The sequence below is a fragment of the Dactylosporangium sp. CS-047395 genome (assembly GCF_050942185.1).
GTDB lineage: Bacteria > Actinomycetota > Actinomycetes > Mycobacteriales > Micromonosporaceae > Dactylosporangium.
In genome coordinates, this window is sequence record NZ_CP192015.1 from 6,639,728 (window position 1) to 6,666,326 (window position 26,599).

General features: G+C 73.2%; 25 protein-coding genes. 10 read left to right on the forward strand and 15 right to left on the reverse strand.

Annotated features, from left to right (window positions below; translation table 11 throughout):
- From ACQP00_RS31310 to ACQP00_RS31355, 10 genes are all read right to left on the reverse strand, one after another.
- Complete coding sequence (locus ACQP00_RS31310) at positions 1-687, reverse strand: hypothetical protein (protein ID WP_433201864.1); 687 nt, start codon at positions 685-687, stop codon at positions 1-3.
- Positions 684-1,637: an NAD-dependent epimerase/dehydratase family protein gene (locus tag ACQP00_RS31315; RefSeq protein WP_433201866.1), complete on the reverse strand. Its 954-nt coding sequence runs from the start codon at positions 1,635-1,637 to the stop codon at positions 684-686. Before ACQP00_RS31315 ends, ACQP00_RS31310 begins: the two co-directional genes overlap by 4 nt.
- A complete protein-coding gene (locus tag ACQP00_RS31320) occupies positions 1,634-2,938 on the reverse strand; it encodes a nucleotide sugar dehydrogenase (protein ID WP_433201869.1) in 1,305 nt (434 codons plus the stop codon). Before ACQP00_RS31320 ends, ACQP00_RS31315 begins: the two co-directional genes overlap by 4 nt.
- Before the next feature lie 26 nt (positions 2,939-2,964).
- On the reverse strand, positions 2,965-3,861 hold the full coding sequence (locus ACQP00_RS31325) for an endo alpha-1,4 polygalactosaminidase (protein ID WP_433201871.1): 897 nt from the start codon (positions 3,859-3,861) through the stop codon (positions 2,965-2,967).
- Positions 3,858-4,766: an NAD-dependent epimerase/dehydratase family protein gene (locus ACQP00_RS31330; RefSeq protein ID WP_433201874.1), complete on the reverse strand. Its 909-nt coding sequence runs from the start codon at positions 4,764-4,766 to the stop codon at positions 3,858-3,860. Before ACQP00_RS31330 ends, ACQP00_RS31325 begins: the two co-directional genes overlap by 4 nt.
- Entirely contained in the window at positions 4,763-5,497 is a 735-nt protein-coding gene (locus tag ACQP00_RS31335) for a sugar phosphate nucleotidyltransferase (RefSeq protein ID WP_433201877.1), read from the reverse strand. The genes ACQP00_RS31330 and ACQP00_RS31335 overlap by 4 nt, the downstream gene beginning before the upstream one ends.
- A gap of 28 nt (positions 5,498-5,525) precedes the next feature.
- The gene (locus ACQP00_RS31340; protein WP_433201880.1) at positions 5,526-6,926 is read right to left on the reverse strand and encodes a hypothetical protein; all 1,401 of its coding nucleotides are present in this window, start codon (positions 6,924-6,926) and stop codon (positions 5,526-5,528) included.
- A complete protein-coding gene (pelF, locus tag ACQP00_RS31345) occupies positions 6,923-8,398 on the reverse strand; it encodes a GT4 family glycosyltransferase PelF (protein ID WP_433201883.1) in 1,476 nt (491 codons plus the stop codon). The genes ACQP00_RS31340 and pelF overlap by 4 nt, the downstream gene beginning before the upstream one ends.
- Before the next feature lie 11 nt (positions 8,399-8,409).
- Positions 8,410-10,599: a hypothetical protein gene (locus ACQP00_RS31350; protein WP_433201886.1), complete on the reverse strand. Its 2,190-nt coding sequence runs from the start codon at positions 10,597-10,599 to the stop codon at positions 8,410-8,412.
- A 103-nt stretch (positions 10,600-10,702) separates the two neighbouring features.
- Positions 10,703-11,707: a dipeptidase gene (locus tag ACQP00_RS31355; RefSeq protein ID WP_433201889.1), complete on the reverse strand. Its 1,005-nt coding sequence runs from the start codon at positions 11,705-11,707 to the stop codon at positions 10,703-10,705.
- Between the two features lie 29 nt (positions 11,708-11,736).
- Between ACQP00_RS31355 and ACQP00_RS31360 the strand changes: the two genes are divergently transcribed.
- A complete protein-coding gene (locus tag ACQP00_RS31360) occupies positions 11,737-12,483 on the forward strand; it encodes a class I SAM-dependent methyltransferase (protein WP_433201892.1) in 747 nt (248 codons plus the stop codon).
- A gap of 17 nt (positions 12,484-12,500) precedes the next feature.
- Here the strand turns inward: ACQP00_RS31360 and ACQP00_RS31365 are convergent, their stop codons facing one another.
- A complete protein-coding gene (locus ACQP00_RS31365; protein WP_433201895.1) occupies positions 12,501-13,616 on the reverse strand; it encodes a GAF domain-containing protein in 1,116 nt (371 codons plus the stop codon).
- An 80-nt stretch (positions 13,617-13,696) separates the two neighbouring features.
- Here ACQP00_RS31365 and ACQP00_RS31370 point away from each other — a divergent pair, with 80 nt between their 5' ends.
- Genes ACQP00_RS31370 through ACQP00_RS31410 form a run of 9 tightly spaced genes read left to right on the forward strand, consistent with a single transcriptional unit; the run spans position 13,697 to position 21,684 of the window.
- Positions 13,697-13,891: a Flp family type IVb pilin gene (locus ACQP00_RS31370; protein WP_433201897.1), complete on the forward strand. Its 195-nt coding sequence runs from the start codon at positions 13,697-13,699 to the stop codon at positions 13,889-13,891.
- Positions 13,892-13,909: 18 nt separating this feature from the next.
- Positions 13,910-14,350, forward strand: coding sequence for a TadE family protein (locus ACQP00_RS31375; protein WP_433201900.1), 441 nt, complete (start codon positions 13,910-13,912; stop codon positions 14,348-14,350).
- Positions 14,338-15,462: a pilus assembly protein TadG-related protein gene (locus ACQP00_RS31380; protein WP_433201903.1), complete on the forward strand. Its 1,125-nt coding sequence runs from the start codon at positions 14,338-14,340 to the stop codon at positions 15,460-15,462. Before ACQP00_RS31375 ends, ACQP00_RS31380 begins: the two co-directional genes overlap by 13 nt.
- Positions 15,463-15,481: 19 nt before the next feature.
- Positions 15,482-16,240, forward strand: coding sequence for a Flp pilus assembly protein CpaB (cpaB, locus tag ACQP00_RS31385; protein ID WP_433201906.1), 759 nt, complete (start codon positions 15,482-15,484; stop codon positions 16,238-16,240).
- Between the two features lie 5 nt (positions 16,241-16,245).
- Complete coding sequence (locus ACQP00_RS31390) at positions 16,246-17,421, forward strand: AAA family ATPase (protein ID WP_433201909.1); 1,176 nt, start codon at positions 16,246-16,248, stop codon at positions 17,419-17,421.
- On the forward strand, positions 17,418-18,836 hold the full coding sequence (locus tag ACQP00_RS31395; protein WP_433201912.1) for a CpaF family protein: 1,419 nt from the start codon (positions 17,418-17,420) through the stop codon (positions 18,834-18,836). Before ACQP00_RS31390 ends, ACQP00_RS31395 begins: the two co-directional genes overlap by 4 nt.
- A complete protein-coding gene (locus ACQP00_RS31400) occupies positions 18,833-19,780 on the forward strand; it encodes a type II secretion system F family protein (RefSeq protein WP_433201915.1) in 948 nt (315 codons plus the stop codon). The genes ACQP00_RS31395 and ACQP00_RS31400 overlap by 4 nt, the downstream gene beginning before the upstream one ends.
- A 1-nt stretch (position 19,781) precedes the next feature.
- On the forward strand, positions 19,782-20,699 hold the full coding sequence (locus tag ACQP00_RS31405; RefSeq protein ID WP_433201918.1) for a type II secretion system F family protein: 918 nt from the start codon (positions 19,782-19,784) through the stop codon (positions 20,697-20,699).
- A gap of 25 nt (positions 20,700-20,724) precedes the next feature.
- Entirely contained in the window at positions 20,725-21,684 is a 960-nt protein-coding gene (locus tag ACQP00_RS31410) for an acyltransferase domain-containing protein (protein ID WP_433201921.1), read from the forward strand.
- Here the strand turns inward: ACQP00_RS31410 and ACQP00_RS31415 are convergent.
- From ACQP00_RS31415 to ACQP00_RS31430, 4 genes are read right to left on the reverse strand one after another with little or no spacing between them, the layout of a single operon-like run.
- Positions 21,623-22,981: an FAD-dependent oxidoreductase gene (locus ACQP00_RS31415; RefSeq protein WP_433201924.1), complete on the reverse strand. Its 1,359-nt coding sequence runs from the start codon at positions 22,979-22,981 to the stop codon at positions 21,623-21,625. The genes ACQP00_RS31410 and ACQP00_RS31415 overlap by 62 nt on opposite strands.
- On the reverse strand, positions 22,978-23,913 hold the full coding sequence (locus ACQP00_RS31420) for a glycosyltransferase family 2 protein (RefSeq protein WP_433201927.1): 936 nt from the start codon (positions 23,911-23,913) through the stop codon (positions 22,978-22,980). Before ACQP00_RS31420 ends, ACQP00_RS31415 begins: the two co-directional genes overlap by 4 nt.
- Complete coding sequence (locus ACQP00_RS31425) at positions 23,910-24,848, reverse strand: NAD-dependent epimerase/dehydratase family protein (RefSeq protein WP_433201930.1); 939 nt, start codon at positions 24,846-24,848, stop codon at positions 23,910-23,912. Before ACQP00_RS31425 ends, ACQP00_RS31420 begins: the two co-directional genes overlap by 4 nt.
- Positions 24,849-24,905: 57 nt before the next feature.
- Positions 24,906-26,546 carry a (2,3-dihydroxybenzoyl)adenylate synthase gene (locus tag ACQP00_RS31430; protein ID WP_433201933.1) on the reverse strand — a complete coding sequence of 547 codons (1,641 nt, stop codon included), beginning with the start codon at positions 26,544-26,546 and terminating at the stop codon, positions 24,906-24,908.
- Positions 26,547-26,599: the final 53 nt, after the last annotated feature.

Sequence of the window (26,599 nt, forward strand, 5' to 3'; positions counted from 1 at the left end):
TCAGACGAGGGACAGGGCCCGGTCGCTGATCACGCAGTGCAGCCCGAACAGCTCGGCCCGCCGCTTCGCGAACTCGGCCAGCCCCGGGGTGTCGGCGTAGTCCAGGGCGTAGAGGTCCAGCCCGTAGCGGGGCAGCTCCTCGGCGACACGGGCGTGGCCCTCCAGGATGTCGGCGGGCCACGGGCCGTAGCCGTCGTCGGTCCACCGGGCCGAGAACGACTCGAACAGGATGCCGTCGACGTGCTCGGCCATGTCGGGCAGCATCCCGAAACCGCGGTTGGCCAGGATGTACCCGTCCCCGGCGGCGTCCCGCAGGCTCGCCACGAGGGCGAGGACGTGCGGCAGGTCCTCCGGGTAGGTCAGCTCGACGTTGAGCGTGTCCAGGAACAGTCCGTCGAACCCGGCGGCCAGGGCGGCCCGGGCCTGGCCGAGCACGTGCTCGGTCCAGCCCGGGTGCCCCGCGTACACGAACGCACCGCCCCAGTCCGGGTTGCGCTCGGGCCGCTGCCACGGTGCCGGCGGGCCCTGGTCCTCCGACAGCGACAGGTACGCCAGCGTCTCGACCCCGGCCGCCCGCAACACCCGCAGGTCCACCGGCCGGTAGAACTCCGGCTGCAGCACGGCCCGCTCGTAGTGCTGCAGGTCGGCGAGGCGCCCGGCGCCGTAGTAGAAGACCAGCGGCGTCATCGGCGGTACCACTCCACGGTGCGCCGCACGCCCTCCTCCAGCGGTACCGCCGGCTGGAACCCGGTCAGCGCCCGCAGCAGGGTCAGGTCGGGGCAGCGCCGCGTCACCGCACCCGCCGCGCCCGGTGCCGGTTCGAGCGTGGCGTCGCTGCCGGTCAGCCGCAGCACCAGCTTGGCCAGGTCCGCGATGCCGGTCTCACCGGTGTCGTCGCCGATGTGCACGATCTGCCCGGCGGCCGCGGGCGTGGCCATCAGCCGCACGATCGCGTCGACGGCGTCGTCGACGTAGCAGAACGCGCGGGTCTGGTCGGCGCCCGGGACGCGGAACGGCCGCTCCCCGGCCATCGCCCGCATGGCCATCTCGGGGATGGCGTGGTCGGTGCCCATCCGCGGGCCGTACACGTTGTGGAACCGCCCGACGACCGCCTCGAAGCCGCGGGCCCGGGCCCCGTGCAGGAACGCCGCCTCGCCGAGCAGCTTGCTGATGGCGTAGGCGTAGCGGGGCGCGGTCACGTCGTGGACCGCGATCGGGGCCGCCTCGCCGGTCGGCACCGGCGCGATCCCGGCCTCGACCGCCCCGGCGTACACCTCGCTGGTGGAGGCGAAGAAGACCCGGTCGCCGGGTGCGAGCCAGTCGATCAGGTGCAGCGCGCTGAGGCTGTTGACCCGCACCACCCGGGCCGGGTCGGCCTCCACGTTGCGGACCCCGACCACGGCCGCGAGCAGGTAGATCTGGTCGAAGCCGCGGGGCATCTGCCGCCACGTGCGCGGGTCGGTGAGGTCGCCGTCGCGCACCCCGACCCGCGGGTCGCCGGCCAGCTCGGCGAAGTCGGCGTCGTCGCGGCCGCGGGAGAAGTCGTCGACGATGGTCACCTCGTGCCCGTCGGTGACGAGCCGGCGGGCGAGGTGCAGGCCGATGAACCCGGCCCCGCCGAGCAGCAGCGCCCTCATGCCGACACCGCCCGCGGGAGGTAGCCGATGCCCGCGTACCGCACGCCGGCCCGGGTCAGCGCCGCCTCGTCGAGGATGCGCCAGGAGTCGAACACGAACAGCGGCTTGCTCGCGCCGAGCACCGACTCGGCCCGGATGGCACGGTAGTCCGGGTGGTCGTTGATGACGAGCACCGCGTCGGCGTCGCTGAAGGCCTTGTCGAGGCTGGTCGGCTCGCCGCCGTACTGCCGGATCACGTTGTCGGCCACCAGCGGGTCGTGGCCGAGGACGGTGAGGCCCGCCTCGGCGAAGACCGGCATCATCGCCGCGATCGGGGTGCCGCGCATGTCGTCCGTGGCGGGCCAGCCCTTGTACGCCCAGCCGAGCACGGCCAGCCGCGCGCCCTGGGTCCCCTCGAGGGCCTCGCGGATCATCCCGACGACGGTCCGGGCCACGTGCACCGGCAGGTACTCGTTGAGCCTCCGGGCCGGCTCGACCAGGAACGGCGGGTGGTCGCCGGCCTCGCTGATCAGGATGTACGGGTCCTTGGACAGGCAGCCGCCGCCGACGTAGCCGGGCTTGGCGAGGTCCGGCCGCGGGTAGTCGACGTTCGCGGCCCGGATGACCTCGAGCGGGTCGAGGCCGTGGCGCTCGGCGATGAGGGCGATCTCGTTGCCGTACGCGTAGATCAGGTCGGTGTGGCAGTTGTTCGCGAGCTTGGTGAGCTCCGCGGTCTCCAGGTCCGACACCGGCACCAGCCGCTCGGCCAGGCCGCCGAACATCTCCAGCCCGGCATCGAGGCTGTCCGCGTCGAGGCCGCCGATGACCTGCGGCAGCTCGACCAGCTCACGCAGGGCCTGGCCCTGGATGGTGCGCTCGGGCGCCATCACGAGCTTGACCTCGCCCCAGGCCTCCAGCAGCGGCGGCAGCACGACGCGGCGGCTGGCGCCGACCGGGACGGTACTGCGCACCACGACCAGCGTCCCCGGCGCGCACCACTCGGCGACCTGGCGGGCGGCGGCGGCGAGGTTGGTCAGGTCGGGGCGCTGGGTCTGCGGGTCGACCGGGGTGGAGACGCAGATGACGGCGGCGTCGACGGTGTCGCGGGGCAGCGCGGTGTCGATGAACACCGAGGAGCCGACGTGCTCGGTGAGGGCCTCGGCCACGCCGGGCTCGTAGATGTGCGGCCGGCCCCGGTTGAGCGAGTCGACGACGGCCGGCTGCACGTCGACACCGTGGACGATGAAGCCCTTGCGGGCGAGGGCGGCGGTGAGGGTCAGGCCGACGTAGCCCATCCCGATGACGCCGATGGTGCGTGCCATGGATCGTTGTCCCTTCGTGAAAACGGTCAGCCGCAGGGCGCGGCGACCCGGTCGAGCTCCCGCGTGGTGACGGTGCCCAGGAAGCGTTCGGTGCGGTAGTGGCCGCAGGCGGCCCGCACGTCGGCGGGCCGGGCGGCGTAGTCGACGGCGAGCACCGTCTTGCCGGCGTCGCGCAGCGCCCGCGCGTCGGCGAGGTTCTCGGCGCAGTAGTCCTCGGTGCACGGCCGGTCGGTGGCCCGGAAGAACAGCTCCTCCAGGCCGATGCCGTCGATGGCCTCGGTGTAGCCGGGGTAGCGGCGCAGCTCCGGCGAGTTCTGCGGCACCACCCAGAACTCCGGTCGCTTGTCCCGTGCGTAGGCGCTGATCCGCGCGATGAGCGCGACCATCGCCGCGGCGAGCCGCTCCCGGGTCCAGCCGGGCACGAGCTTCAGGTCCAGCTCCTCGTAGGCGAGCGGGGTGTCCAGGTACACCCCGTCGAAGCCGGCGACGAGCGCGCGGTCGACCCGGGGCCGCACCACCCGGTCCCACCACCGCTCGTCCCAGTACCGCACGAAGAACTCCTCGGGCCAGTCCTCCCACCGGTTGAGCACGAGGTCGCCGGCGTCCTTGGCCAGCGGCCCGTACTCCGGGCGGAACCGCTCGATGCTGCCGATCTCGAAGTAGGCCAGGACCCGCTTGCCCGAGCCGCGCAGCGCCGTGATCTCGTCGGGCCGGAACCAGTCCGAGGCGGCGTCGCGGGCCAGGTCGATGACGGCGAGCCGCTGCGGGGCCCGGCCCAGCGCGTCCAGCTTGCCGTCGGGATAGTTCTGGAGTTGGTACAGCCACCCGTCCGCGCTCGGCAGCGGCTGGGCCGGGGTGCAGGCGGCCGCGAGCACCAGCGCGGCGGCGAGCGCGACGCCGCGCCGGGCCCGCGGCGCCCTCACCGCTCGGCGCCGTCGAGTGCGGCCCAGATCGCCTTCACCGACTCCGGCAGCGTGTACTCCGGCGCCCAGCCGAGCACGGCCGCGGCCCGGCCGATGTCGGCGCGCATCCAGTCGACGCCGGCCGACCGGGCCGGGCCCATGCCCTGCTCGGCGATCGCCCCGGTGTAGCCGGCCGCCTCCGCGAGGTGCTGCACGGCCTCGCGGGCGGTCACCGCGCGGCCGCTGGCGATGTTCACCACGCCGGCCCCGTGCTCGGTCGAGGCGGCCGCGGCGAGCACCGCGGTGGCCACGTCGCGCACGTCGACGAAGTCGCGGTGGGCGCCGAGCGGGCCGAGCGGCACCCGGCCGGACGCCCCGGCCAGGGCGTCGCGGATGAGCAGCGCGGCCCGGCCGAGCAGGTTGTCGCGGTGCAGGCCGGGGCCGATCGGGTTGAACACCCGCAGCGTCACGCCGTCGACCCGGCCGGCCGCGGTGGCCAGCTGCAGCAGCCGGGTGGCGGCGAGGTGGGTCGCGCCGTACTCGCCGACCGGGGCGCACGGGTGGTCCTCGGCCACGCTGGTGCCGTGCGGGACCTTGCCGTACTCCCCCGCCGAGCCGAGCCTGATCAGCCGCGCGCCCGGGGCGACGGCCGCGACGGCGTCGATGAGCTTGGCGGTCACGACGGTGTTGGCCTCGGCGAGCTCGGCCGCGGTGCCGCTGAGCCGCCCCGTGCAGTTCACCACCACGTCGGGCATGGTGTCGCGCAGCAGCGCGGCCAGGCCGTCGGCGTCGCCGGCGACGAGGTCGTGGCGGGACCGCGACGGGCAGGCGAGCGCGCCGATGCGCGGGTCGCCGTCGAGGGCGGTGCGCACCGCCCCGCCGACGAAGCCGGAGGCGCCGAAGAGCAGCACGCGGGGCCGGGTCATGCCGCCACCCCGCTGTCCGCGCGCACCGGCAGCAGGGCCGGCTCGAGCTCGGCGAAGCGCCGGTTGGCCTCGTCGTACTCCTCGGGCCGGCCGATGTCGAGCCACAGCCCGTCGAAGTCGTAGCTGTTCGGGAACTGCCCCTGCCGCAGCAGGTCCTGCACGAGCTTGTCGAAACCCAGGGACAGGCCCGGCGGGTACGGCTCCAGTGCCTTGCGGGCCATGCCGTAGACGCCCATCGACACCCGGTGGCGGTAGGCGGGCTTCTCGGTGAAGCCGACCACCTTGCCGTCGATGACGTCGAGCACGCCGAACTCCATGCGGGTGGTCTGGGCCGCGGTGGCGATGGTGAGCGGGGCGCCGCTGATCCGGTGCTCGCCCAGCAGGCCGGCGTAGTCGAGGTCGGTGAGCAGGTCGCCGTTCATGACCAGGAAGTGCTCGGGCAGCTCGTCCTTGATCAGGAAGAGCGGGCCGGCGGTGGACAGCGGCACGGTCTCCTCGACGTAGCCGATGTCCATGCCCCAGCGGGCGCCGGTGCCGGTGAACGCGCGGATCAGCGGGCCCAGGTGGTTGATCGCGAGGGTCACGGAGGTGAAGCCGCGGGCCGCGAGCTGCTCCAGGACGATGTCGAGGATGGCGTGCCGCTCGCCGATCGGCATGAGGGGCTTGGGCAGGGCGGTGGTGTACGGACGCAGCCGGACGCCCTTGCCACCGGCCATGATGACCGCGTGCATGTGTAGGCCTGCTTTCTGGGTGAGGTGTTCAGCGGTACTGCCGGACGCGGCCCACCGACGGGGCGAGGACCAGCGCCAGGACCCCGAGCAGCAGCACGGTGCTGCCGAGGAAGGGCACGGCGGCGTGGGCCGCGAGCGCGATGGCGAGCGCGACGCAGAGCCGCCCGTGGCCGCCGTGGGCGGCGAGGACGAAGACGAGCAGGCAGGCCCCGGCCAGCACGACGCTCGCGGCGGCCATCGCCTCGGCCGCCGGGGTGAGCTGGCCGGCCCGGCGCAGCAGCGCGAGCGCGACGACCGCCGCCCCGGCCGCGACGAGCGCGCAGGCGAACACGTCGGTGGCCAGGAACCGCCACAGCCGCAGCCGCAGCCGGCCCGGGTTCCAGGGCCCGTGCAGCAGGTCCCGGGCCCGCTCGCCGAAGCGGCGGGCGCGCCACTCGACGAAGCCCATCGACACCGCCAGGGGCAGGGTGGCGACGAGGACGTCGAGGCGGCCGGTGAGGTACGGCGCCTGGGACAGCAGCACCAGCGCGGCGAGCAGCGCGGTGGAGCACACGACGAGGACGAACGTGCCCCAGCGGCCGGCCATCGCGGCGCGCAGGCCGCGCTCCGACCCGGTCCCGGGAACCCGCCGGGCCCGGCTGACCGCGACCCCGAACGTGATCGCGACGCAGGCCAGCGCGGGCAGGATGGCGGCGACCGGGGACCACCGGCCGGCCAGCAGGTACCCGCCGCCCGCGACGACGGCCGGGGACATCAGGGTCACCAGCCAGCCCTCGTCGCGGTAGAACAGCAGGACGGTCGCGGCCAGCTGGTAGGCGGCGACGGCCGGGACCAGCGCGGCCGCGATCGTCCCGGCGCCGGTCGCGGCCAGCGCGGCGCCGAGCGCGGCGGCCACGGCGACCCCGGCGAGCGACGCGCGGGCCAGCAACCGGCCGGCGGCGGGCTCGTCACCGGCGTTGACGTGCTGGTGCGCGAGCCACGTCATGGCGCCCGCCCACACCCAGCCGAGCAGGCCGGCGGCGACGATCGCGAGGACCGGCGGGCGGGGCGACGCGGCGAGCACGGCCGGGAACAGCGCGCTGGGCAGCAGGTACAGCCCGCCGTGCAGGATCTCGCGGACCCCGCCGGCCCGGGCCGGACGGTGCGCCGACGGCTCCTCGGCACCGGCGTCCTCGGCGAGCCGGGTCCGCACCGCGTCGGCGAGCTCGAACGCGTTGTAGTAGCCGTAGCGGTCCCGGGCCGCCCGGTCGGTCACCCCGGCCGATTCGAGCAGCGCGGCCAGCTGCAGCCCGTCGACGAACCGTGACCCGTTGCGGGCCTGGACCTCGGCGACGAGCGCGGCGAGCGGGTCGGTGCCCGGGGCCGGCTGCACCGGGAGCGCGACGGTGTCCTCGTCGGCCCAGCCGCGGGCCGCGAGCGCCCCGCTCACCGCAGCGCCCCGGCGAACGTCCGGCCGGCGAGCGCGGGTTGCACGAGCCGGTCGTACAGGCCGCGGTAGGCGTCCAGGGACTGGGCCAGCGTAAACCGGTCGAGGACGCGCTGGCGGGACTGCGCGGCCAGGCGGCGGCGCAGCTCCGGGTCGCGCAGCAGCGTGATGCAGGCCTCGGCCACGGCCTCGTGGTCGCGGGCGGGCACCACGAAACCGGCGTCGCCGACGGCCTCCGCCACACCCCCGACGTTGGTGCAGACCATGGTCCGGCCGCAGGCCATGGCCTCGATCACGGAGTACGGGAAACCCTCGGAGATGCTGGTGAGCGCCACGACGCTGCCGCTGTGATAGGCCGCCACCGCGTCGGGGGCGCTGCCCTCCAGCCGTGCGCAGCCCTTGAGACCGAGCGTGTCGATAAGCGCCAGGCAGCTGTCACGGTACTGCAGGTCGATCGCCGCACCGTAGATGCGCAGCCGCGCGCCGGGGACCCGCCGCCGGACGACCGCGAATGCCCGGATGAGCGTGTGCAGGTCCTTGAGCGGGTCGATCCGTCCGACGTAGACGATCGTCGGCTCGTCGGGCTCGGTCTTCGCGCTCGGGAAGCGCTCGGGCGAGATGCCGTTGTACATCGTCCACATGCGGTCCGGGTCGGCCCCGAGCCGCCGTTGCCAGCGCCCGTTGTACTCCGAGTGCGGCGCGAGGGCGTCGGCGAAGTGGTACGCCGCGCCGGCGAGGCCGCGGTGGAAGCCCAGCAGCAGCACCGCGACCGCGTGCGGCAGCCGGCCGGCCGCCTGTTCGAGGTACCGCTCCCGCAGGTAGACGCCGTGCTCGGAGATGAGCATCGGGGTCTCGTGGGCCCACTTGGCGGCCATCGCGACGAGCGTCGGCAGCCCGTTCATGGCGCAGTGCACCACGTCGGCGCGGACCGGCGGCACGGCGAGCGGGCGCAGCATGTGCCCGATCAGGTTGGCCGCGTGGGCGGCGTCGGCGAGCGTGAGCCGGTGCGGGCGGCCGGCGAGCGCCGGGTGCCCGGCCCCGTACGCGTCGGCCGCCTCGCCCCAGCGCTCCTGGAGCGCGCCGAGCGCCGCGTTGGCGCTCAGCGCGCGGGCCAGATCGCCGCCCTCGGCCGCGTACTCCCACAGCCCGCGCAGCGCGAGCAGGAACCGGCTGCGCTGCACGGTGGCCCGCCGCGGGTCCGGGTCGGGCGGCGCCACGAGCGCGGTGAGAAACGCGTCGAGCGCCGCCCGGAACATCGGGCCGGGGCGAGGGGCGCGCCGCTGACGCCGCCCCTCGCTCCACAGTGGAATGGACACCACCCGTTCCAGGTTGGCCGGCAGCTTCCACTGGACCTGCTCGGTGCCGTCGACCGTGAGCGCGACCGCCTCCCAGCGGTGCTCGCTCATACCCTGCACCAGCTGGTCGCACCAGACGCTGACCCCGCCGAGCGCGTACGGGTAGGTGCCCTCCGACACCAGGGCCACCCTCACGAGCGCGGGCTCGCGGGGACGGTCACCGCCGTGGCGGCGGTCAGGTTGAGCTTCGTCGAGACCTCGGGCCCGTACGTCGTGGCGCCGGTGCCCCGGGCCCCGCTGACCGTCAGTGCGGCGGCGGCCGGTGCGCTGACCGTGATGGTCTTCGCGGCCGGGTCGTAGACGGCGTCGGCGCCGGAGCGCAGGGCCGCGAAGTGGGCGTTGCGCGCGGTCGTGTACGCCGCCAGCGTCGGCCAGTCCGGGCTCAGCACGGGCACGGTGTAGTACGAGCTGTACTTGGCCAGCACCGCGTCCAGCCAGTCGGTCAGCAGCGTCTTGCCCGAGCCGTAGTCGCGCAGGTTCGCGATGTGGAAGGTGTGCGTGTACACCGATCCGGTCGCGAGATGCGTCAGGGCCACGTTCGCCTCGGCGTCGAGCACCTGGGCGTACGTCAGGTTCGTGGGCCAGAACGGGAACTTCCCGCCGGGGCCGTAGAAGCTGTTGTAGAACGCGGTCTCCTCGGCCGGCGTCGTGGTGTGGTAGGCGATGTTCGTCGGCCAGTCCGGCACCACCGAGATCGCGGGCTCCATCGGGTGCACCGTGTTGCAGTTGAAGCAGGCCGGCACGTGACTCGGGAAGGACATGTTGCCGTGCAGGTACTGCACGCCGAGCGCCTTCGCCGCCGCCAGCAGGTTCGGGTTCGACGCCATCAGGCCGTGATCGGTCGGCGGGTCGACGTCGTCGTCCGGGTTCGGGTTGTACACGCCGAGGCCCGAGTACTCGCCGGTCTTCAGCACGGTGTTGGGCTGGGACAGGCCGAGGCGGGTGGCGACGGTACGGTTGCCGGCGATCTCGTTGTAGCTCGTGGTGTAGTCGGTGAAGTTCAGCTCCGGGTGGGTCAGCGTGTGGTTGACCCAGCGGAACTTCGTGGACAGGCAGCGGGTCGTGGCGGTCAGCGTGCTGACGTTGCCGTTCGGGCTGCAGGTGGAGCCGGCGTTGAGGTTCGCGTCGCCGCCGTTGAACGCCATCGTCATGGTCAGGCCCGAGGCCAGCGGGTACGTGCTGCGCAGGGCGGTCTGGCGCTGGGACACGTTGTAGGCGTCGTGGCCGGACATCGAGTAGCCCGGGTCGGACTCGACGTGCCCGTCCGGGTAGTAGTGGTCGGCGCTGTTGAACCAGTCGTCGACGTCGACGTCGAGGAAGTGCCGCTGCTCGCCCAGGAACAGGCCGCGGCTGGCCCAGCGGAACATGTTGTACGTCAGCAGCTGCGACTGCAGCAGGTACTGGTTCGACGTGAAGGTCAGCGCGAGCCGCTCCCGGCCGTCGGTCGAGGTCGTGCGCACGCCGAGGACGTCGGCCCCGTTCACCAGCACCGGATCGGCCGCGCAGCCGGCGGCGACGCGGGTGCGGTACACATAGGACTGCAAAATCGGGACCTTGGCGGTCGACTTGAGCGAGTCGAAGACGCCGGCGCCGTTCGCGGTCAGCGAGGCCGGCAGGATCGCGTCACCGACGGCCCCCTCGCTGGACGGGTTCAGGCAGTAGTTCTCGGGGAACGTGCCGTAGCTGGTGTACAGCGCGGCCTGCCGCACGGCGTAGTCGCGCTCGTACGCCCACAGCGTGTTCCACTCGGTGCCGTCCAGGCCGCTGACGTACGCGCCGCCGCCGGCGTCGTAGAGCAGCATGCTGCTGGTGAGCAGGATCGCGTTGTACTTCCCGGCGCCGTCGGTGCGCACCAGGTTCGCGGCCGTGAGCGGCTGGTCCTTGGTGTACAGCACGTCGTAGGCGGCGCCGACCCGGTCCAGCGTCGCCCGCCAGGTGTCCACACCCCAGTCGGTGTTGTCCACGGCGACGACGAGCGCGCGCAGCCCGACCTTGGCCGGCGTGGCCGCCGCCTGGGTCGACGGGGCCGCCAGCGTCGACGCGCTCCCCTCGGCGGACTTCGCGTTCGCGCTGGGCTTGGCGACCTTGGGCCGGACGGTCAGGTCCCGCTTGAGCTGCACCGAGCCGGAGGCCTTGGGCAGCGGCGCGGGCGGCTTGACCGCCTTCGCCTTGGGCGGCGCCGGATCACCCAGGACGAGCGCGTGCTCGTGATCTTCCTTGGCGGGCGCCCGCTTCTTTGGTTCGGCGCTTGCGGATTGGGCAGATGTGAGCACGAGGACGGCACACACGAATGCGGTGGCGGACAGTCTGAGCAAAGCCATAGGAGCTCCGGTTCGGTCGGCTGTGCGGCGCGACGGGCGCACGAGGCCATCGCCGGGCAGCGTGACGGCGTGCCGGCGGAATGTTTCAGGAACGAACCGAATGCTACGAGCTGCGAGCGGTCCCCAAGCGCAAGCGGAGTGTGACTTCGGGGGTGGTCATTTCCAGACGGCTGCGGCGACCCTCCGGAAGTTGCCGCCCAGGATCGCGTCGATCGCGTACTGCGGATACCCGCGCTCGCGCAACGCGCCGTCCACGGCGAGCAGCCCCTCCGGCGGCACGAACTCGACCGGACCCCAGCGGGGTGTACACCTCGGGGAACAGCTCCGGGCTCTTGCGCATCTCGTCCTGCAGGTCCGCGAGGTCGAACGAGTAGTCGGTGGACAGCCCCACGTGCTCGGGCCCGACCAGCTCCACGGCGTGGTCGACGTGCCGCACGAGCGCGTCGAGGGAGGCGTCGTTCTCGCCGAGGAAGATCCCGACCCCGGTGATCCCGACGACCCCGCCGGTCGCCGCGCACTCCCTGGCCTGCTCGTCGGTGATGTTGCGCGGGTGGTCCCAGACCGAGCGCATGCAGGAGTGGCTGTAGATGACCGGCTGCTCGGACACCGCGCACAGGTCCAGCCCGGTGCGGATGCTGCAGTGCGACCCGTCGACGACCATCCCGACCGCGTTCATCTCCCGCACCAGGGCCCGCCCGTAGTCACTGAGCCCGTCGTCGACCGCGTCGAGACAGCCACAGCCGGCGGCGTTGCGGTTGTTGTACGTCGGCAGCATCGTGCGCACCCCGAGGTCGTAGAACTCCTGGACGCGTTCGAGCCGCCCGTCGAGCGGCCCGGAGTCTTCGAGGTCGAACGCCACCGCGACCCGGTCGCCGGCCGCAGCCGCGTCGACGTCCGCGACGGTGCGCGCGGTCGTCAGCCGCTCGTCGGCGAGAATCTTCGGGGTCCAGTGATCGATCAGGCCGCGGACGAGCTCGTAGCCGTGCGGCGCGAACCCGACGTTGACGGAGACGTAGCTGCCGCCCGGTCGCTGGTACCGGGCCAGCTCGCCGATCTCGGCGTGGTTGTGCAGCGGCAGGCAGCAGTGCTGCTCCCAGAGCAAACTCATGATCGTCGAGGGTAGCTAGTCTGGCCGGCATGGAGAAGGTCGACTACGACGCCCGCCTGCACGCGGTGTACGCGGCCGGGCGGCAGATGGCTCCCGCCGCGCAACGGACCTGGATGGACACGTTCGCTGGTCATCTGCCCACGACGCGGCCGCTGGTGTGGCTCGACCTCGGTTCGGGGACGGGCCGGATGACGCCGGGACTGGCGGAGGCGTTCGGCGGCCCGGTGTACGGGGTCGAGCCGTCCGCGCGGATGCGGGAGCAGGCCGTGGCGCACGACGCCGTGACGTACCTGGACGGGTCCGGGGAGCGGATCCCGCTGCCGGACGCCTCGGTCGACGCGGCACTGGTGTTCTTCGTGTGGCACCACGTGCGCGACCACGCCGCTGCTGCCCGCGAACTGTTGCGGGTGCTGCGGCCGGGCGGGCGGCTGTTCGTGCAGGCCAACTTCGCCGACCTGATGCCGGACGTGTGGTGGTTCCGCGTCGTGCCGGCCTGGCGCGAGGTGGATCGCGCGCAGTTCGGCACGTTCGACGAGGTGTGCCACGACTTCACCGACGCCGGATTCAGTCTGGCCGCGCGCGAGTCGGTCCGCTGGGCGCGGTCGGGCAGCCTCGCCGAGGACGTGGCGAAGCTGCGGATGCGCGCGGTGTCGGCGTTCGAGCTGATGGACGCCTCGGCGACCGCGGCCGGGTTCGCCGCGATCGAGACGGCGCTGCCCACGATGGAGGACGGGCCGCAGTACGAGACGAACTCCCTGCTCGTCTTCGAACGCTAGCGGGTGGCGGCGATCGGTCAGTACAGGTCGCGCAGGAGGTCGGCCGGGACGGGTGGGCCGAAGAGGCGGCCCTGGCCGCGCTGGACGCCCAGGGCCGGCAGGGCGGCGGCGTCGGCCTCGGTGTCCACGCCGGCGGCGACCAGGCGGGGGCGGACCGGGCCCGGTTCGACGAGGACGTCCTGGGTGGCCGCGGCCGGGGACGGGAGTTTGACCAGCTCGGGGTGCAGGTAGCGCAGCTCGGCGTCGCCGATGGTGACGCGCAGGCCGGCCGCGCGCAGGGGTTCGAGGACGTCGGCGAGTTTGTCGGGGTCGTCGGCGGGGTCGTCGGCCGAGCATTCGAGGACGATCCGGCCCAGCGGGAGGTCGGCGAGCATCCGGGCGTACGGCCGGTGCAGCAACGTTGCCGCGCCCACCGGGACGGCGACGTAGCCGGAGGTGCGGGGCAGGGTCTCGGCCACCTTGCGCAGGGTGTGCAGCTCCAGGCGGTGCTGTTCGCCCAGGCCGCGGGCCGAGACGAGCAGCGGCTCCAGGGGCTCGGGGCGGTCGGTGTCCAGGGCGGCCGCGTACGCGCCGACGCGGCGGCGGCTCTCCAGGTGGACGACCGGGTCGAGCAGGAGGCGGGCGCCGGCGCCGGTCGCGGCGTCGATGCGCGCGCGGATCGCCTCGTCGGCCAGGCGCTCGTGGGCGCCGGGCTCGATGATGGCGGCGGTGGCGTCGGCGAGCTCGTGCATCAGGTGTTCCTCCTCGGCCCCGAGGCGGGCGACGGGGCGGAACCCGGCCGCGCAGAGGGTGCCGTAGAACGTGCCGTCGGAGAGGCGGATCGGGACCGAGACGAAGGCGCGGACGCGCAGCTTGCGGACCGCGGGCATGGCCATCGCCGCGGGGAGGGCGCGCATGTCGGGGATGACCGCGGGCAGCCGGCCGTCCAGGATCGCCTGGCAGATGGTCTTCTCCTGCGGGAAGGCCAGACGGTTGTCGCGCAGCAGGACCGGCAGCCGCGGCTCGACCAGCTCGATGTGCTGGGTCGTGCCGTCCATGCGCGTGATGACGGCCAGGCTGAGGCCGAGGGCCCGGCGCGCCTCCCGCAGGAGCTCCCCGACGCGCTCGGCCGGCTCACTACGATGCCCCAGCACACTTCTAATACTACGGGTAGTCGTGCCGATACTCTGTGCGACCGGCCACGGACGGGGTTTCGGCGTCGAGAGGAGCAAGGATGTTCAACGAGTGGTGCATGCGACTGGCCGCCCGTATGGCCGCAGTTCGCGCCCGCGGTGACCGCGAGAAGGGAGCCACCGCCGTCGAGTACGGCCTGCTGGTCGCCCTGATCGCGCTCGTCATCGTCGGGGTGGTCACGACCCTCGGCACGAAGCTGAAGGGCGTGTTCACCGACGTCACGACGGGGATCTGACACCCGGGCCGCATCGAGATGACGACGCCGCGCCGCTCCGGCCGGCCGGACCACGGGTCCGGTCGCTGGGGCGGCGTCGGCATTTTCCCCGGACCCCACGGCGATCGGGGCGCGGCCGCCGTCGAGCTGGCCATCGTGCTGCCGGTCCTGCTGATGATCATCTTCGGCATCATCGACTTCGGCCGGGCGTACAACCAGCGGCTCATCCTGACCGAGGCGGCCCGCGAAGGTGCCCGCGCCGAGGCGGTCGGCGCGAACGCGAGCCAGCAGGTCACCAACGTGGTGAACAACCGGTTCGTCCCCACGGTCTCGGTGACGCCCTGCCCGACCGGCGCCGCGCCGACGCCACCGTCGGCGACCGTCAACCTCACCGCCACCTTCAAACCGATCACGCCGCTCGGCAAGACGCTGAGCTGGAACGTGATGACGGCGCGCGGGGTCATGACATGCGTCGGCTGAACGACGACCGGGGCGCCGTGGTCACGATCTTCGCGATGCTGCTCTCGGCCGGCGTCCTGCTGGGCGCGGCGGCGCTGGTCGTCGACGTGGGCGCGGCGTACGACGAGCGCGAACAGCTCACCGGCGGCGCAGACGCGGCGTCCTGGGCGGCCGCGCAGTACTGCATCGCCAACAGCGGCTGCACGGACGCGCAGAAACTCGCGGCCGGTACCGCACTCGCCAACGCCAACGCCCGCGACAACAAATCCGGCCTGCAGGTGTGCGGCTCCTATGCCCCGGCCCCGTCGACGTGCGGCGCGATGACCGCGCGCTCGACGAGCAACCTGCGCTCCTGCATGGGCACGGACCCGACGGCGCGCAGTTTCGTGCGCGTGACGACCACGACGCTCGGCTCCACCGGTGCGACCACCGCCCCGACCTCCTTCACCGGTGCGATCAAGGCCAAGCCCGCCTCCCCCGCCACCTGCTCGCGGGTCGAGTGGAGCCCGGCCGCTCAGGCCCCGGCGGTCATGGCGTTCGGCATCGACTCGTGCAGCTTCGGCAGCATCGTCAACGGCGGCACCCCGTACCAGCCGGTCACGCCCACCGTCGCGCACGTCGACACCACCACCGGCGCCGTCGCTCCGGCGAAGGGCGTGCCGTCCACCGGGACCGGCCCCGACACGACGATCCGGGCGTACAGCGTCCTGTCCGGCGCCTGCAGCGTCCTCGGCGAGGGCGGCTTCGCCTGGTTCACCCCGACCAGCGGTTGCCTGCGCAACGACGTGGCGATCGGCAAGAGCGTGGTCCGGGCGAGCAACAGCGCCGCCTGCGTCAACGCGATGTCGGCGGCCATCGCGAAGCGCACGCCGGTGCTGATCCCCGTCTACCAGGCCGCCCTGCTGAGCAGCTCGTACCAGGTCGTCGGATTCGCGGCGTTCGTGGTCACCGGCTACCTGCTCACCGGCTACCCGGCTCAGCAGTCGGCAACCATTCCACCACTGTTGCGTTGCGTCCTCACGGACTGCGTCTACGGGTACTTCACCAAGGGGCTGATCCCCGTCAACGCCAAGGCGCTGCCGGCCACGGTTACCGCCGACTTCGGCGTCGAGGCGATCGCCCGGACCGGCTGAACAGAAGCGAGAGGAATCCATGCGACGACGGCTGCTGCTCGCGCTGGCCGCATTCGCGCTGGCCTGTGTGAGCATCGTGCTCATGGCCGCGTACGTGCGGGGCGCCGACGCGCGTGCGGTGGCCGGGCGGGAGCCGGTGCGGGTGTACGTCGCGGCGAAGCGGGTGCCGGCCGGGACGACGGCCGCGCGGTTGCGCGACGACGGGGACATCGAGCTGGTGGTGATGCCGGCGGCGACGGTACCGGAGAATGCCCTGCAATCGATCGACGAGAACCTGGCGCCGTTGGTGCTCACCGCGCCCATCGAACGCGGGCAGTTGCTCCTGCGCGGGATGTTCGACCGGGCGAGCACGGTCAGCGGCGGGCTCACGGTGCCCGACGGCATGCTCGCCATGAGCGTCCCGGTCAAGCTGGAGGGCGCGGTCGCGAACTACGTCACCGCCGGCGCCGACGTGACCGTGTTCTTCTCCGACATCGGCGCGGGCGGCGGCGGCGGCGAATCCCCGGCGCCCAGCGGCGAGTGGACCCGGGTGCTGCTCGAACGGGTGCGGGTGCTCGCGGTCGGCGTGCGGCCGGAGAGCACCGGCGGCAGCACCAGCCGCGGCCTCGACCTCAACTCGGCCGACCAGACGATCCTGCTGACCCTCTCGGTGCGGCAGGAGGACGCGCAGCGGCTGGTCCTCGCGACCGGGACCGGCACGTTGTACGCCGCGCTGCTCAGTCCGCGCACCACGGTCACGCCCGGAGCCGGCGCCGACACCGACCACATGTACGGGTGACGGCCGTGCGCATCGTTGTCGAACCCGATCCCGCCAAGCGCGCCGCGTACGCGGACGAGCTGCGCAAGGCCGGCTACGCGACCGCCGTGGACATGGACGAGCTGCAGCGGTACCTCACCGCGAACCCGGACACGATCCTGGTCGTGCTCACGGCGACCATCGACCTCGACGAGGCGCTGGCGTTCGCGGCGTACCAGCGCGTGCAGCGACCCGAGCTGAGCGTCGTGCTCGTGCGCACCCGGGTCACGAACGCCCTGTTGCAGGGCGCATTGCGCGCGGGCGTGCGCGATGTCGTGCGCGACGACGTGGCCGAGATCCGCGCCGCCTGCCTGCGGGCGACGGACGTGGGCAAGGCGATGCAGAACAACGTGCGCCCGGTCCGACCGGCCAACAGCAGCGCGAAGGTGATCACCGTCTTCGCGGGCAAGGGCGGCTGCGGCAAGAGCGTCGTGGCGACCAACCTCGCCGTCGCGCTGGCCGCCGGCGGCAGCCACCGGGTGCTGCTCATCGACCTGGACCTGCAGTTCGGCGACGTGGCCATCATGCTCAAGCTGGCCCCGGCGCGCGGGATCGCCGACGCGGTGCCGATGGCGGGGCGGCTGGACGAGCCCGGGTTGCGCTCGCTCATCACGCACTACCTGCCCGGCTGCGACACCCTGCTCGCCCCGGGCAACCCGGCCGCGGCCGACCAGGTGAGCCGGGACCTGGTGACCGAGCTGCTCACCACCGCGCGGCCGCTCTACGACTTCATCGTCATCGACACGTCCTCGGCCGTGACCGAACAGGTGCTCGCGGCGCTCGACCGCTCGGACTGGTACATCCTGGTCGTCACTCCGGACCTGCCCACGCTCAAGAGCGTCCGGCTCACGGTGGAGATGTTCGACCTGCTCAACTACCCGCCCGAGCAGCGCCTGATTCTGTTCAACCGCGCGGACTCGCAGGTCGGTCTGAGCATCGAGGACGTCGAGGAGGCGGTGGGGGCGCCGCTGTCGACGCACATGCCGTCGTCGCGGGACGTGCCGACCTCGGTCAACCGCGGCACGCCGCTGATCCTGGAGGCGCCGACCCACCCGGTGAGCCGTGCGGTGCGCGGGCTGGCCGACCGCTGCGCCGGCATCGACCGCGAACCGGACCGGCCGCGCCGCTCGGTGTTCAGCATGCCGTTCCGGAGGCCGTCGTGACGCTCTCCGACCGGATCGCGCAGAAGACGAGCACCGGCACCGGCACGTGGCCGTCCGCCGCACCGGCCGCGGAGCCGCCCGCCGGCGAGACGCCACCGCCACCACCGGTGGAGCGGCACCGGTTCGGCGCCCACACGGCCGTCGATCCGGTGGCCGAGGTGCGGCCGCGGCTGCAGCGGGCGCTCGCCGAAATTCTCGGTCCGACGTTGTACGGCGGGCAGACCGACGCCACCGAGGACCTCGAACAGCGCGTGCGGCAGACGCTCAGCGATCTGCTCGCGCGGGAGGAGACGCCGCTCGCCGGGGCGGACCGGGCCAGGATCGTGCAGGAGGTCACCGACGAGATCCTCGGGCACGGGCCGATCGAGGCGCTGCTGCGCGACCCGAGCATCAGCGAGATCATGGTGAACGGGCCGCGGTCGGTGTTCGTCGAACGGGCCGGGCGGCTGCTGCCGGCGGACGTCGAGTTCGACGACGAGGCGCACCTGCGGCGGATCATCGACCGGATCTGCTCGCGGGTCGGGCGGCGGGTCGACGAGGCGAGCCCGATGGTCGACGCCCGGCTGCCCGACGGGAGCCGGGTCAACGCGGTGGTACCGCCGATCGCCCTGGACGGGTCCTCGCTCACGATCCGCAAGTTCGCCGTGCAGCCGCTCAGCGTGCGGGACCTCGTGCGGTTCGGGACGCTGACCGGGCGTACGGCCGAGTTCCTGGAAGCCTGCGTGCGCGGGCGAGCGAACATCGTGGTCAGCGGCGGCACCGGATCGGGCAAGACCACGATGCTCAACGTGCTGTCCGGATTCGTGCCCGGCGACGAGCGGATCGTCACCGTGGAGGACGCGGCCGAGCTGCAGCTGCGCCAGGAGCACGTGGTGCGGCTGGAGTCGCGGCCGCCGAACTTCGAGAACCGGGGCGCGATCAGCACGCGCGACCTGGTGCGCAACGCACTGCGCATGCGTCCGGACCGCATCGTGGTCGGCGAGGTCCGCGACGGCGCCGCGCTGGACATGTTGCAGGCGATGAACACCGGGCATGACGGTTCGCTCACCACGCTGCACGCGAACTCCCCGCGCGACGCGCTCGCCCGGCTGGAGACGATGGTGATGATGGCCGGCATGGACCTGCCGCTGCGCGCGATCCGCGAGCAGACCGCGTCGGCCGTCCATCTGGTCATCCAGGTCAACCGGCTGCGCGACGGCAGCCGCCGGGTCACCCACATCAGCGAGATCACGGGCATGGAGGCCGAGATCATCAGCCTGCAGGACCTGTTCCTGTTCGACCCGCGCGGCCGCGACGCCGGCGGGCGCGTCAACGGCACGCTCGCCCCGACCGGCATCCGCCCGCGCGTGCTCGACGTGCTCGCCGCGCACGGGGTCACCGTCCCGGCGGCGACGTTCGGGGAGGCCCGCCGATGATGCTGCGGATCGCGCTGGCGGCGCTCGGCGCGGCGATCTTCCTCGGCGCCTGTGCGGTGCTGCCGCACATGTTCCGGACCGCGATGCAGCGCCGCCTCTACGAGCTGCGGCGATTCGGGGGTCAGCGCAACGGGCGCAGCCGGGCCGGGGAGCTCGCGGCGGCGCTGCGGCGGGCGGCCACCGCGAACCCGAATCAGGGCTGGCGCGCGCGGACCAGGGCGCGGCTGGAGCGGGCGGCGCTGCCGTGGACCGAGTGGCAGTGGGTGTCCGCGCGGCTGGTGCTGACCGCGGCCGTGCTCGTGGTCCTGGTCTTCGTTTCGCCGTGGTACGTCGCGGTCGCGCTCGCACTGCTCACCGGCGCCCTGGCGCCCGGCGTGCTCCTGCGCGTGCGGGTCGCCCGGCGCAAGGCGGCATTCGCCGAGGATCTGCCCGAGACGTTGCGGCTCGCGGTCAGTTCGCTGCGGTCCGGGTTCACGCTGCAGCACGCGATCGCCGCCGCGGCCAACGAGGGGTCCGGGGTCGTCGCCGACGAGCTGCGGCGGGCGTTGAACGAGACGCGGCTCGGCGGGAATCTCGAGGACGCGCTGGAGCGGCTGGCCGACCGGACCGGGAACCACGACGTCATCTGGCTCGTCATGGCCATTCGCATCCAGCGCGAGGTCGGCGGGAACCTGTCCGACGTGTTGCAGACGACCACGGACACGATGCGCGAGCGGGCGCAGTTGCAGCGGCACGTGATGACGCTGTCCGCCGAAGGACGGCTGTCCGCGATGATCCTGTTCGCGTTGCCCATCGTCGTCGGGGCGTGGCTGCTCGTGTTCCGCACGGACTACGTGCGCCCGCTGTACACCGAGCCGCTCGGGATCGTCATGCTCGTCTACTCGGCCGTGTCGCTCGCGGCCGGCGCGCTGTGGCTGCGCGCGGTGATCAGGATCGACGTCTGACGTGCCGGCCCTGCTCGCACTCGTCGCGCTCGCCGCGTCCGGCGCGCTGTTCGTGGTGGCGATCGGGCTGCCGCCGACGGCCCGGGAGCGGGTGATGGCGGCGCTGACGCCGTTCACGCGGACCGCCGCCGTGGCCGCCGGGCAGCCCCGCGACGAGGCCGCGGCGGGATCGATGCTGGGGCGGCTGGCCGACGGGCCGCTCGGCGCGATCGGTCCGGCGATCACCGGTCGTCGTGCCGCGGTACGGCTCCAGCGCTGGCTCGGCTACGCCGGCAGCCCGCCCGGCTGGCCGCTGACCAGGCTGATCCGCTCGCGCGGGCTCGGGCTGTGCGCCGGCGCCGCCCTCGGGCTGTTCTTCGGCAGCGCCTGGTTCGGCCTGCGCGGGCTGCTCGGGGGCGTGCCGCTCGGCGCGCTCGCGGGGGCGCTGCTCGTCGACCTGCTGCTGCTCAACGCGGCCCAGAAGCGCCAGCAGGAGCTGCTCAAGCACCTGCCCGACGCGCTCGACGCACTGGTCATCGGGGTCGAGGCGGGGCTGGGCCTGGACGCGGCGATGGCGCAGGTCGCCACGTACACGACCGGGCCGATCGCGGCCGAACTGACCAGGACCCTGCAGGAGATGCGCATCGGCAGCGCGCGGGCGACCGCGCTGCGCGCACTGGCCGCGCGGACGACCGTCAAGGAGCTGCGCACGTTCCTGACCGCACTCGTGCAGTCCGGTGAGCTGGGCATCCCGATCGCCGATGTGCTGCGCGAACACTCCCGCGAGACCCGCCTGAAGCGCCGGCAGCGGGCGGAGGAGCAGGCGCAGAAGGTACCGGTGAAGATCCTTTTGCCCGTGTTGTTGTGCATCTTCCCGGCGATGTTCGTGATCATCCTCGGCCCCGGCCTGCTCAACATGCTGCGGACCTTCGGGCACTGACGAGGCGACCGTTACAGTCGTCCGTGTGGAGCTCAACAACCCGGATCCCAACGACATCGCGGCGCGGCTCGGGGTTCCCGTCGAGGAGGTCGAGCGCGTGCGGCGCCTCGCCGGGGACGGGCCGTCGGCGCCGGTGCCCGCGAAGCAGGACGCGCCCGCGCTGCTGGAGCGGATCGCGGTCCGGCCCGACGACGCCGCCGAGATCATGGAGGGCTGGCCCGACGCCGGGTCGCCGCTGTGGACGCCCGAGCTGCGCTGGCTGCTCGACCGCTCGACCGCCCTGGTCCGGGCCGATCTCGGCGGGCACGGCTGGCTGCCGCCGGGGCCGGCGCTGCCGCGGGACCGGGGCCCGGCGTGGCGGCATCTGTACGTGTACGCGTACCTGGCGATGGTCGATGTCGTGCTGGAGTACCACCGGGCCCACGGCGTGCCCGAGGACGTGTCGTGGACGACGCTCGCGGACATGGGCCGCAACCTGGCCGTCGACCGGCGGATGCACCGCGAGGGCTGGCCGGTCATGCAGGCCTGGCTGACCCTGCACGCGCGCGGCGGCATATACGAGCTGGGCCGGCTGCAGCACCAGCGCGGCGGCTCGGCGATCGGCCTGCACATCCAGGAGTCGGGACCGCTGACCCCGGCCGCGATCGACGCCTCGCTCGACGCGGCGCGCGCGTTCTTCCCGCGGCACTTCCCGGACGAGCCTTACACGACGTTCGCCTGCGGCTCGTGGCTGCTCGATCCGCAGCTGCTGGAATACCTGCCGGACGACTCGAACATCGTGCGGTTCCAGCGCCGGTTCGAGTTGGAGCCGTACGAGGAGCCGGAGGGCCAGGACGCGGACGTCGAGGTGCTGCGGTTCGTGTTCCGGACGCTGAGCACGCCGCTCGACAGGCTCCCGCGGGACACCGTGCTGCAGCGGGCGATCATCGACCACCTGCGGTCCGGGCGGCACTGGCAGATTCGGCGGGGACTGATTCCGTTCTGAGCGGCCGCGCCCCGAGCACGCGGCGCACGATGGTCGGGGCGAGCAGTGAGGTGGGCGGGCGGACGAGGTTGAGCACGCGGATGAACGCCGCGCCCAGCGTCTCGTCGCGCGTGGCCGCCGCGTGCAGCCGGTGCACGAACCAGTTCACGAACCGCACCCGCGCACTGCGCGGACCGCTCACCTCCGCAAAGCGCAGGTCGGTGCCGACCGCGATCGACCACGGGCCGTCGACGATCCGCGCGGCCGCGCGGAAGAAGCGCCGCGCCGGCATCCGGGGATTCGACGCGAGCAGCCGGGCCTCCAGCGCGGCGACCGTCATGCCCTGCCCGTAGATGGGGTTGAAGCTGCACAGCGCGTCCCCGAAGACCAGGAAGCCGGCCGGGAACCGGCGCAGCCGCTCGTACCGGCGGCGGACACTGCCCGGATAGCGCATCAGGAACGGCGGCCCGACCGGCCGCGCCGAGCGGATGATGCGGGCGAAGTGCGGCGCCGGAAGCGCGTCCGCGAACTCGGCCATGCCCGCGTCGTCGGTCGGCGGCTGCAGCCCGAGCATCCCGTTGAGCGCCACCGCCACCCGGCCGCCCTCCACCGCCGCCGCGATCGCCGCCCGCGGGTTGCCCGGCACCGCGTTGGCCAGCACGCCCGACATGCCGTCGAGGTGCTCGGGCACGTGCTCGTACAGGCGCGTCACATAGGTGAGGTCGACCCGCACGACGTCCTCCGGCGCCGCCGCATAGCCGAGCTCGCGCAGCCAGTGCGGACTGCGCGAGGCCCGCCCGCCGGCGTCGACGACCAGGCCGGCCGCGATCCGGTACGCCGGCCCGGCCCCGTCCAGCGGCGTCACCACCACCCCGGTCACCGTGGTCCGCGCCGCGTCGGTGACCAGCGCGGTCACATCGCTCTCGGCCACCAGCGAGACCCCGGGCAGGGCCGCGACCCGCCCGCGCACGGTGTGTTCGAGCAGCGGCCGGCTCACCCCCACCGCGAGCAGGTCCGAGGGAGCGCGCCGCATCAGGAAACCGTCGTTGTACCAGTGCACCTCGCCGTGCAGGTCGACGATCGGCGCGCCCTCCCCCGCCAGCTCGGCGGTCAGCCCCGGGAACAGCTCCTCGAGGATCTCCCGCCCCCGCGCGAGCAGCACGTGCAGCTGCCGTCCCTGCGGCACGCACCGGCGGCTCGACGGCGAATCGGGCAGCCGGTCCCGTTCGACGATGACCACCCGCTCGAAGTGCTCGTGCAACGCCCGCGCGGCGAGCAGCCCACCCATGCTCGCCCCGATCACGACCGCGGTGCTCATGCGCGCTCACTGTCCGCGGCGACGATGTACGCCGGCCGGCCGCGCACCTCGTCGTGGATGCGCGCGAGGTACTCCCCGATGATGCCCAGGATGAGCAGTTGCACGCCGCCCACCAGCAACACCCCCGTCATGATGCCCAGCCAGGCCGGCGCCGACGTCGAGGGCAGCACCGCCAGCACCACCGCCGCGAACCCGAACAGCAGCGCGAGCGAGGTCGCGACGAGTCCCAGCGGGGTGGCCACCTTGAGCGGCAGGTCCGAGAACCCGAAGATGCCGTCCCGGGCCAACCCGAACAACCGCCGCAGCGTGTACTCCGAATGCCCGTGCACCCGCGCCCGCCGGTCGAACGCCACCGGCGCGTGCCGGAAGCCCGCGTAGCCGTACATGCCGCGCAGGAACCGGTGGTGCTCCCGCATCCCGTTGACCACGTCCAGCACCACCCGGTCGACGAGCCGGAAGTCGCCCGTGTCGCGGGGAATGTCCACCGTGGACATCCGGCCCAGCAGGCGGTAGAACGCCACCGCCGTCACCCGCTTGAACAGGCTGTCGCGGCGGGAGCGGCGCTGGGCGTACACCACCTGGAAGCCCTCCTCCCAGCGGGCGATCAGCTCCAGGCAGACGTCCGGCGGGTCCTGCAGGTCGGCGTCCATGATGACGACGGCGTCGCCCTCGGCCCGGGCCATGCCCGCGCTCACCGCCGCCTGGTGGCCGAAGTTGCGCGAGAGGGACAGCACGCGCACGTGTTCCGGGTCGTCGGCGGCGAGCTTGGCCAGCACCGCGCCGGAATCGTCGCGGCTGCCGTCGTTCACGAACAGGAACCGGTGCCCGTACCGGCCGGCGACCTGCGCGGTCATCGCGCACATCTCGTCGTACAGCGGGCGCAGGCTCGGGGCGTTGTTGTAGACGGGAAAGATGTAGGTGATGGTCTTCACCGGTGACCCCAATGGACGAAGCTCTCGATGGTCTTGCGCAGCCCCTCGGCGAACCCGGTGATGGCCGGCTCCCCGAACTCGTCGTGAAAGCGCTGCACGGTGATGGACGTGCGCTGCAGGACGCTGCGCGGCGCGTCGGAGTAGGTGGCCCGGACCTTGCGGTCCAGCAGCCGTTCGAGCAGCGCGACGATGTCGTTGAGGCTGGTCTGCTCGCCGCTGCCGATGTTGTACACCGCGTGCCGATGCTCCCGCCGCAGCGTCATCGCGATCATCGCGGCCGCGTCCTCCACGTAGATGTAGTCGCGGGACGCGGTGCCGTCGCCCTGGATGGCGATCCCCTCGTCGTTGAGGTAGCTGCGCACGAAGGCGGCGACGACGCCCTGCCCGCGCCGGACCGGCTGGCGCGGGCCGTACGGGTTGGACAGCCGGTACACCACATAGGACTGTCCGTATTTGCGCCGGAAGAACTCCAGATAGTGCTCGGTGGCGAGCTTGCAGATGCCGTACGGCGACAGCGGCTGCGGCGCGTCGGCCTCGGACATCGCGCGGTGCTCGGCGAGCAGGCCGTACACCGCGCCGCTGGAGGAGATGAACGCGAGCTTGCGCGCACCGGCGACCGCGCAGCACTCGAGCACCTCGATCGTGCGGCGCAGGTTGTCGATGTCGGCGTACGGGTCCGCGTCGGCCGCGAACGGCCCGGCCGCCGGCAGCGTGACGACGACCCAGTCCACACCGGACAGTGCCTTGGTCAGGTCGCCCGGGTCGAACGCGTCGCCCTGGACCTCCTCGACCATCGGCGAGGCGGCGAACTGCGCGGGCCGCGCGAACAGGTCGAGCACCCGCACCCGGACCTGCCCGGTGGCGGCGAGCTTGTCCACGACGTGGCTGCCGATGAAACCGTTGCCACCCAGAACCAGGCACACTTCTTCACGCATGGTGGAACCCCCGAGGCAGGAGGGTGCAGGGTCCGCGGGTGAGCGCCGCGGCGCGCGTCACCGGGCGAGCGTGGCGCTCGCGTCCAGTTCCAGCTCCAGCCGGGCGGCGATGTCGGCCCGGAGCGCCTTCTTGTCGATCTTGCCGACGTTGGTGACCGGCAGGGTGTCGAGCACGACGAGCCGCTCGGGGAGCTTGTAGCGGGCCGCGCCCGCGCGGTGCATGACGGCCACGACGTCCTCGAGGGCCACCGGGGCGGCGGCGGTGACGTAGAGGCAGACCCGCTCGCCGAGCTCGGGATCGGGCATCGCCACGGCCGCGGCGAGCCGCACACCGGGCAGCTGGTAGGCGAAGTTCTCGACCTCCTCGGCCGACACCTTCTCGCCACCCCGGTTGATCATGTCCTTCTGCCGGCCCTCGACGACGATGTTGCCGTCCGGCCGGATGCGCACGATGTCGCCGGTGCGCAGCCATCCGTCGACGAACGCGCGCGCGTTGTGCTCGTCCGCGCGGTAGTAGCCGCGCGGCGTGCAGGGCCCGCGGGTGAGCAGCTCCCCCGGCGTGCCGTCGGTCAGCGCCCGGCCGTCCTCGTCGACCAGCCGCAGCTCGTCGGCGGTGGTGATCGGCCGGCCCTGGGTGTGCTCGACGACCTCGGCCGGGTCGTCCGGGTCGGTGAGGCAGACCAGTCCCTCGGCCATGCCGTAGCCCTGCTGCAGCGCGGCGGTCAGGGCCGGCACGAACCGGTCGGCGATCTCGTCGGGCAGCCGGGCCCCGCCGACCAGCAGCAGCCGCATGGAGCTCAGGTCGTGTCCCGCTTCGGTTGTACGGTACGAAAGCCAGCTCTGCGCGATCGCCGGGACGAGCGCGGTGTGCGTCACCCGCTCGGCCTCGATCAGCGCGAACGCCTTGGCCGGCGCCGGCGACGACCCGATCACGACCGTCCCGCCGTGCTGCAGCGTGGCCAGGGTCAGCCCGAACGGCAGGCTGTGCCCCATCGGCAGCACGGCCAGGAACGCCGAGCTCGCGTCGAGCCGGTTCACCTCGCCGAAGCGGCGCACATAGCAGCCGTAGTCGTCGTGCGCGCGGGCGATGAGTTTCGGCAGCCCGGTCGTCCCGCCGGACAGCAGCATGAGCGCGATGTCCCGGCTGGACGGCGCCGGCGCGTCGAGGGGACCGGCGGCGGGCGCGCACAGCTCGCGCAGCCCCTGCACGTCGTCGACGAACACGTGCTCGACGGTCGGGGCGGCCGCCGCGACGTCGCGCGCGACGTCCAGATGCCCGGCGTACTTCCCGCCGCCGGGCACGACGACCGCCCGGGCCTCGGCGTGCTGCGCGATGAACGTCAGCTCGTGCCGCCCGTGCGCGGGCAGCGCCAGCACCGGCACGACGCCGATGCGCAGACAGGCGAGGGTGAGCACCACGAACGGCCAGCCGTTGGTCAGCTGCACCACGATCCGGTCGTCGGGGCGCAGGCCCAGCGCGAGCAGGCGGCGGGCCGCGCCGTCGGCCCGGCTGAGCAGCTCGGCGTAGGTCAGCCGGTGCGCGCCGTCGACGACGGCGGTGGCGGCGGGGTCGGCTCGGTACACCGCGTCGACCAGGGTGCGGCCGCTCCAGTGGCCCTCGGCGACGTACCGCGCGACGAACTCCGGCGGCCAGGGCGGTAATCCGGCGATGCTCGGCGCCGCGGGCACTCTGGTCATGCTGGCCTCCTGGAGCCGAGGGGCTGCGGTACGCCGATGCTAGAAACGCGGAA

Bases quoted from the DNA above. Each gene is read 5' to 3' on its own strand.
- ACQP00_RS31310 (WP_433201864.1), bottom strand. From the start codon at position 687: ATGACGCCGCTGGTCTTCTACTACGGCGCCGGGCGCCTCGCCGACCTG.
- ACQP00_RS31315 (WP_433201866.1), bottom strand. From the start codon at position 1,637: ATGAGGGCGCTGCTGCTCGGCGGGGCCGGGTTCATCGGCCTGCACCTC.
- ACQP00_RS31320 (WP_433201869.1), bottom strand. From the start codon at position 2,938: ATGGCACGCACCATCGGCGTCATCGGGATGGGCTACGTCGGCCTGACC.
- ACQP00_RS31330 (WP_433201874.1), bottom strand. From the start codon at position 4,766: ATGACCCGGCCCCGCGTGCTGCTCTTCGGCGCCTCCGGCTTCGTCGGC.
- ACQP00_RS31335 (WP_433201877.1), bottom strand. From the start codon at position 5,497: ATGCACGCGGTCATCATGGCCGGTGGCAAGGGCGTCCGGCTGCGTCCG.
- ACQP00_RS31350 (WP_433201886.1), bottom strand. From the start codon at position 10,599: ATGGCTTTGCTCAGACTGTCCGCCACCGCATTCGTGTGTGCCGTCCTC.
- ACQP00_RS31355 (WP_433201889.1), bottom strand. From the start codon at position 11,707: ATGAGTTTGCTCTGGGAGCAGCACTGCTGCCTGCCGCTGCACAACCAC.
- ACQP00_RS31360 (WP_433201892.1), top strand. From the start codon at position 11,737: ATGGAGAAGGTCGACTACGACGCCCGCCTGCACGCGGTGTACGCGGCC.
- ACQP00_RS31370 (WP_433201897.1), top strand. From the start codon at position 13,697: ATGTTCAACGAGTGGTGCATGCGACTGGCCGCCCGTATGGCCGCAGTT.
- ACQP00_RS31375 (WP_433201900.1), top strand. From the start codon at position 13,910: ATGACGACGCCGCGCCGCTCCGGCCGGCCGGACCACGGGTCCGGTCGC.
- ACQP00_RS31380 (WP_433201903.1), top strand. From the start codon at position 14,338: ATGCGTCGGCTGAACGACGACCGGGGCGCCGTGGTCACGATCTTCGCG.
- cpaB (WP_433201906.1), top strand. From the start codon at position 15,482: ATGCGACGACGGCTGCTGCTCGCGCTGGCCGCATTCGCGCTGGCCTGT.
- ACQP00_RS31400 (WP_433201915.1), top strand. From the start codon at position 18,833: ATGATGCTGCGGATCGCGCTGGCGGCGCTCGGCGCGGCGATCTTCCTC.
- ACQP00_RS31415 (WP_433201924.1), bottom strand. From the start codon at position 22,981: ATGAGCACCGCGGTCGTGATCGGGGCGAGCATGGGTGGGCTGCTCGCC.
- ACQP00_RS31425 (WP_433201930.1), bottom strand. From the start codon at position 24,848: ATGCGTGAAGAAGTGTGCCTGGTTCTGGGTGGCAACGGTTTCATCGGC.
- ACQP00_RS31430 (WP_433201933.1), bottom strand. From the start codon at position 26,546: ATGACCAGAGTGCCCGCGGCGCCGAGCATCGCCGGATTACCGCCCTGG.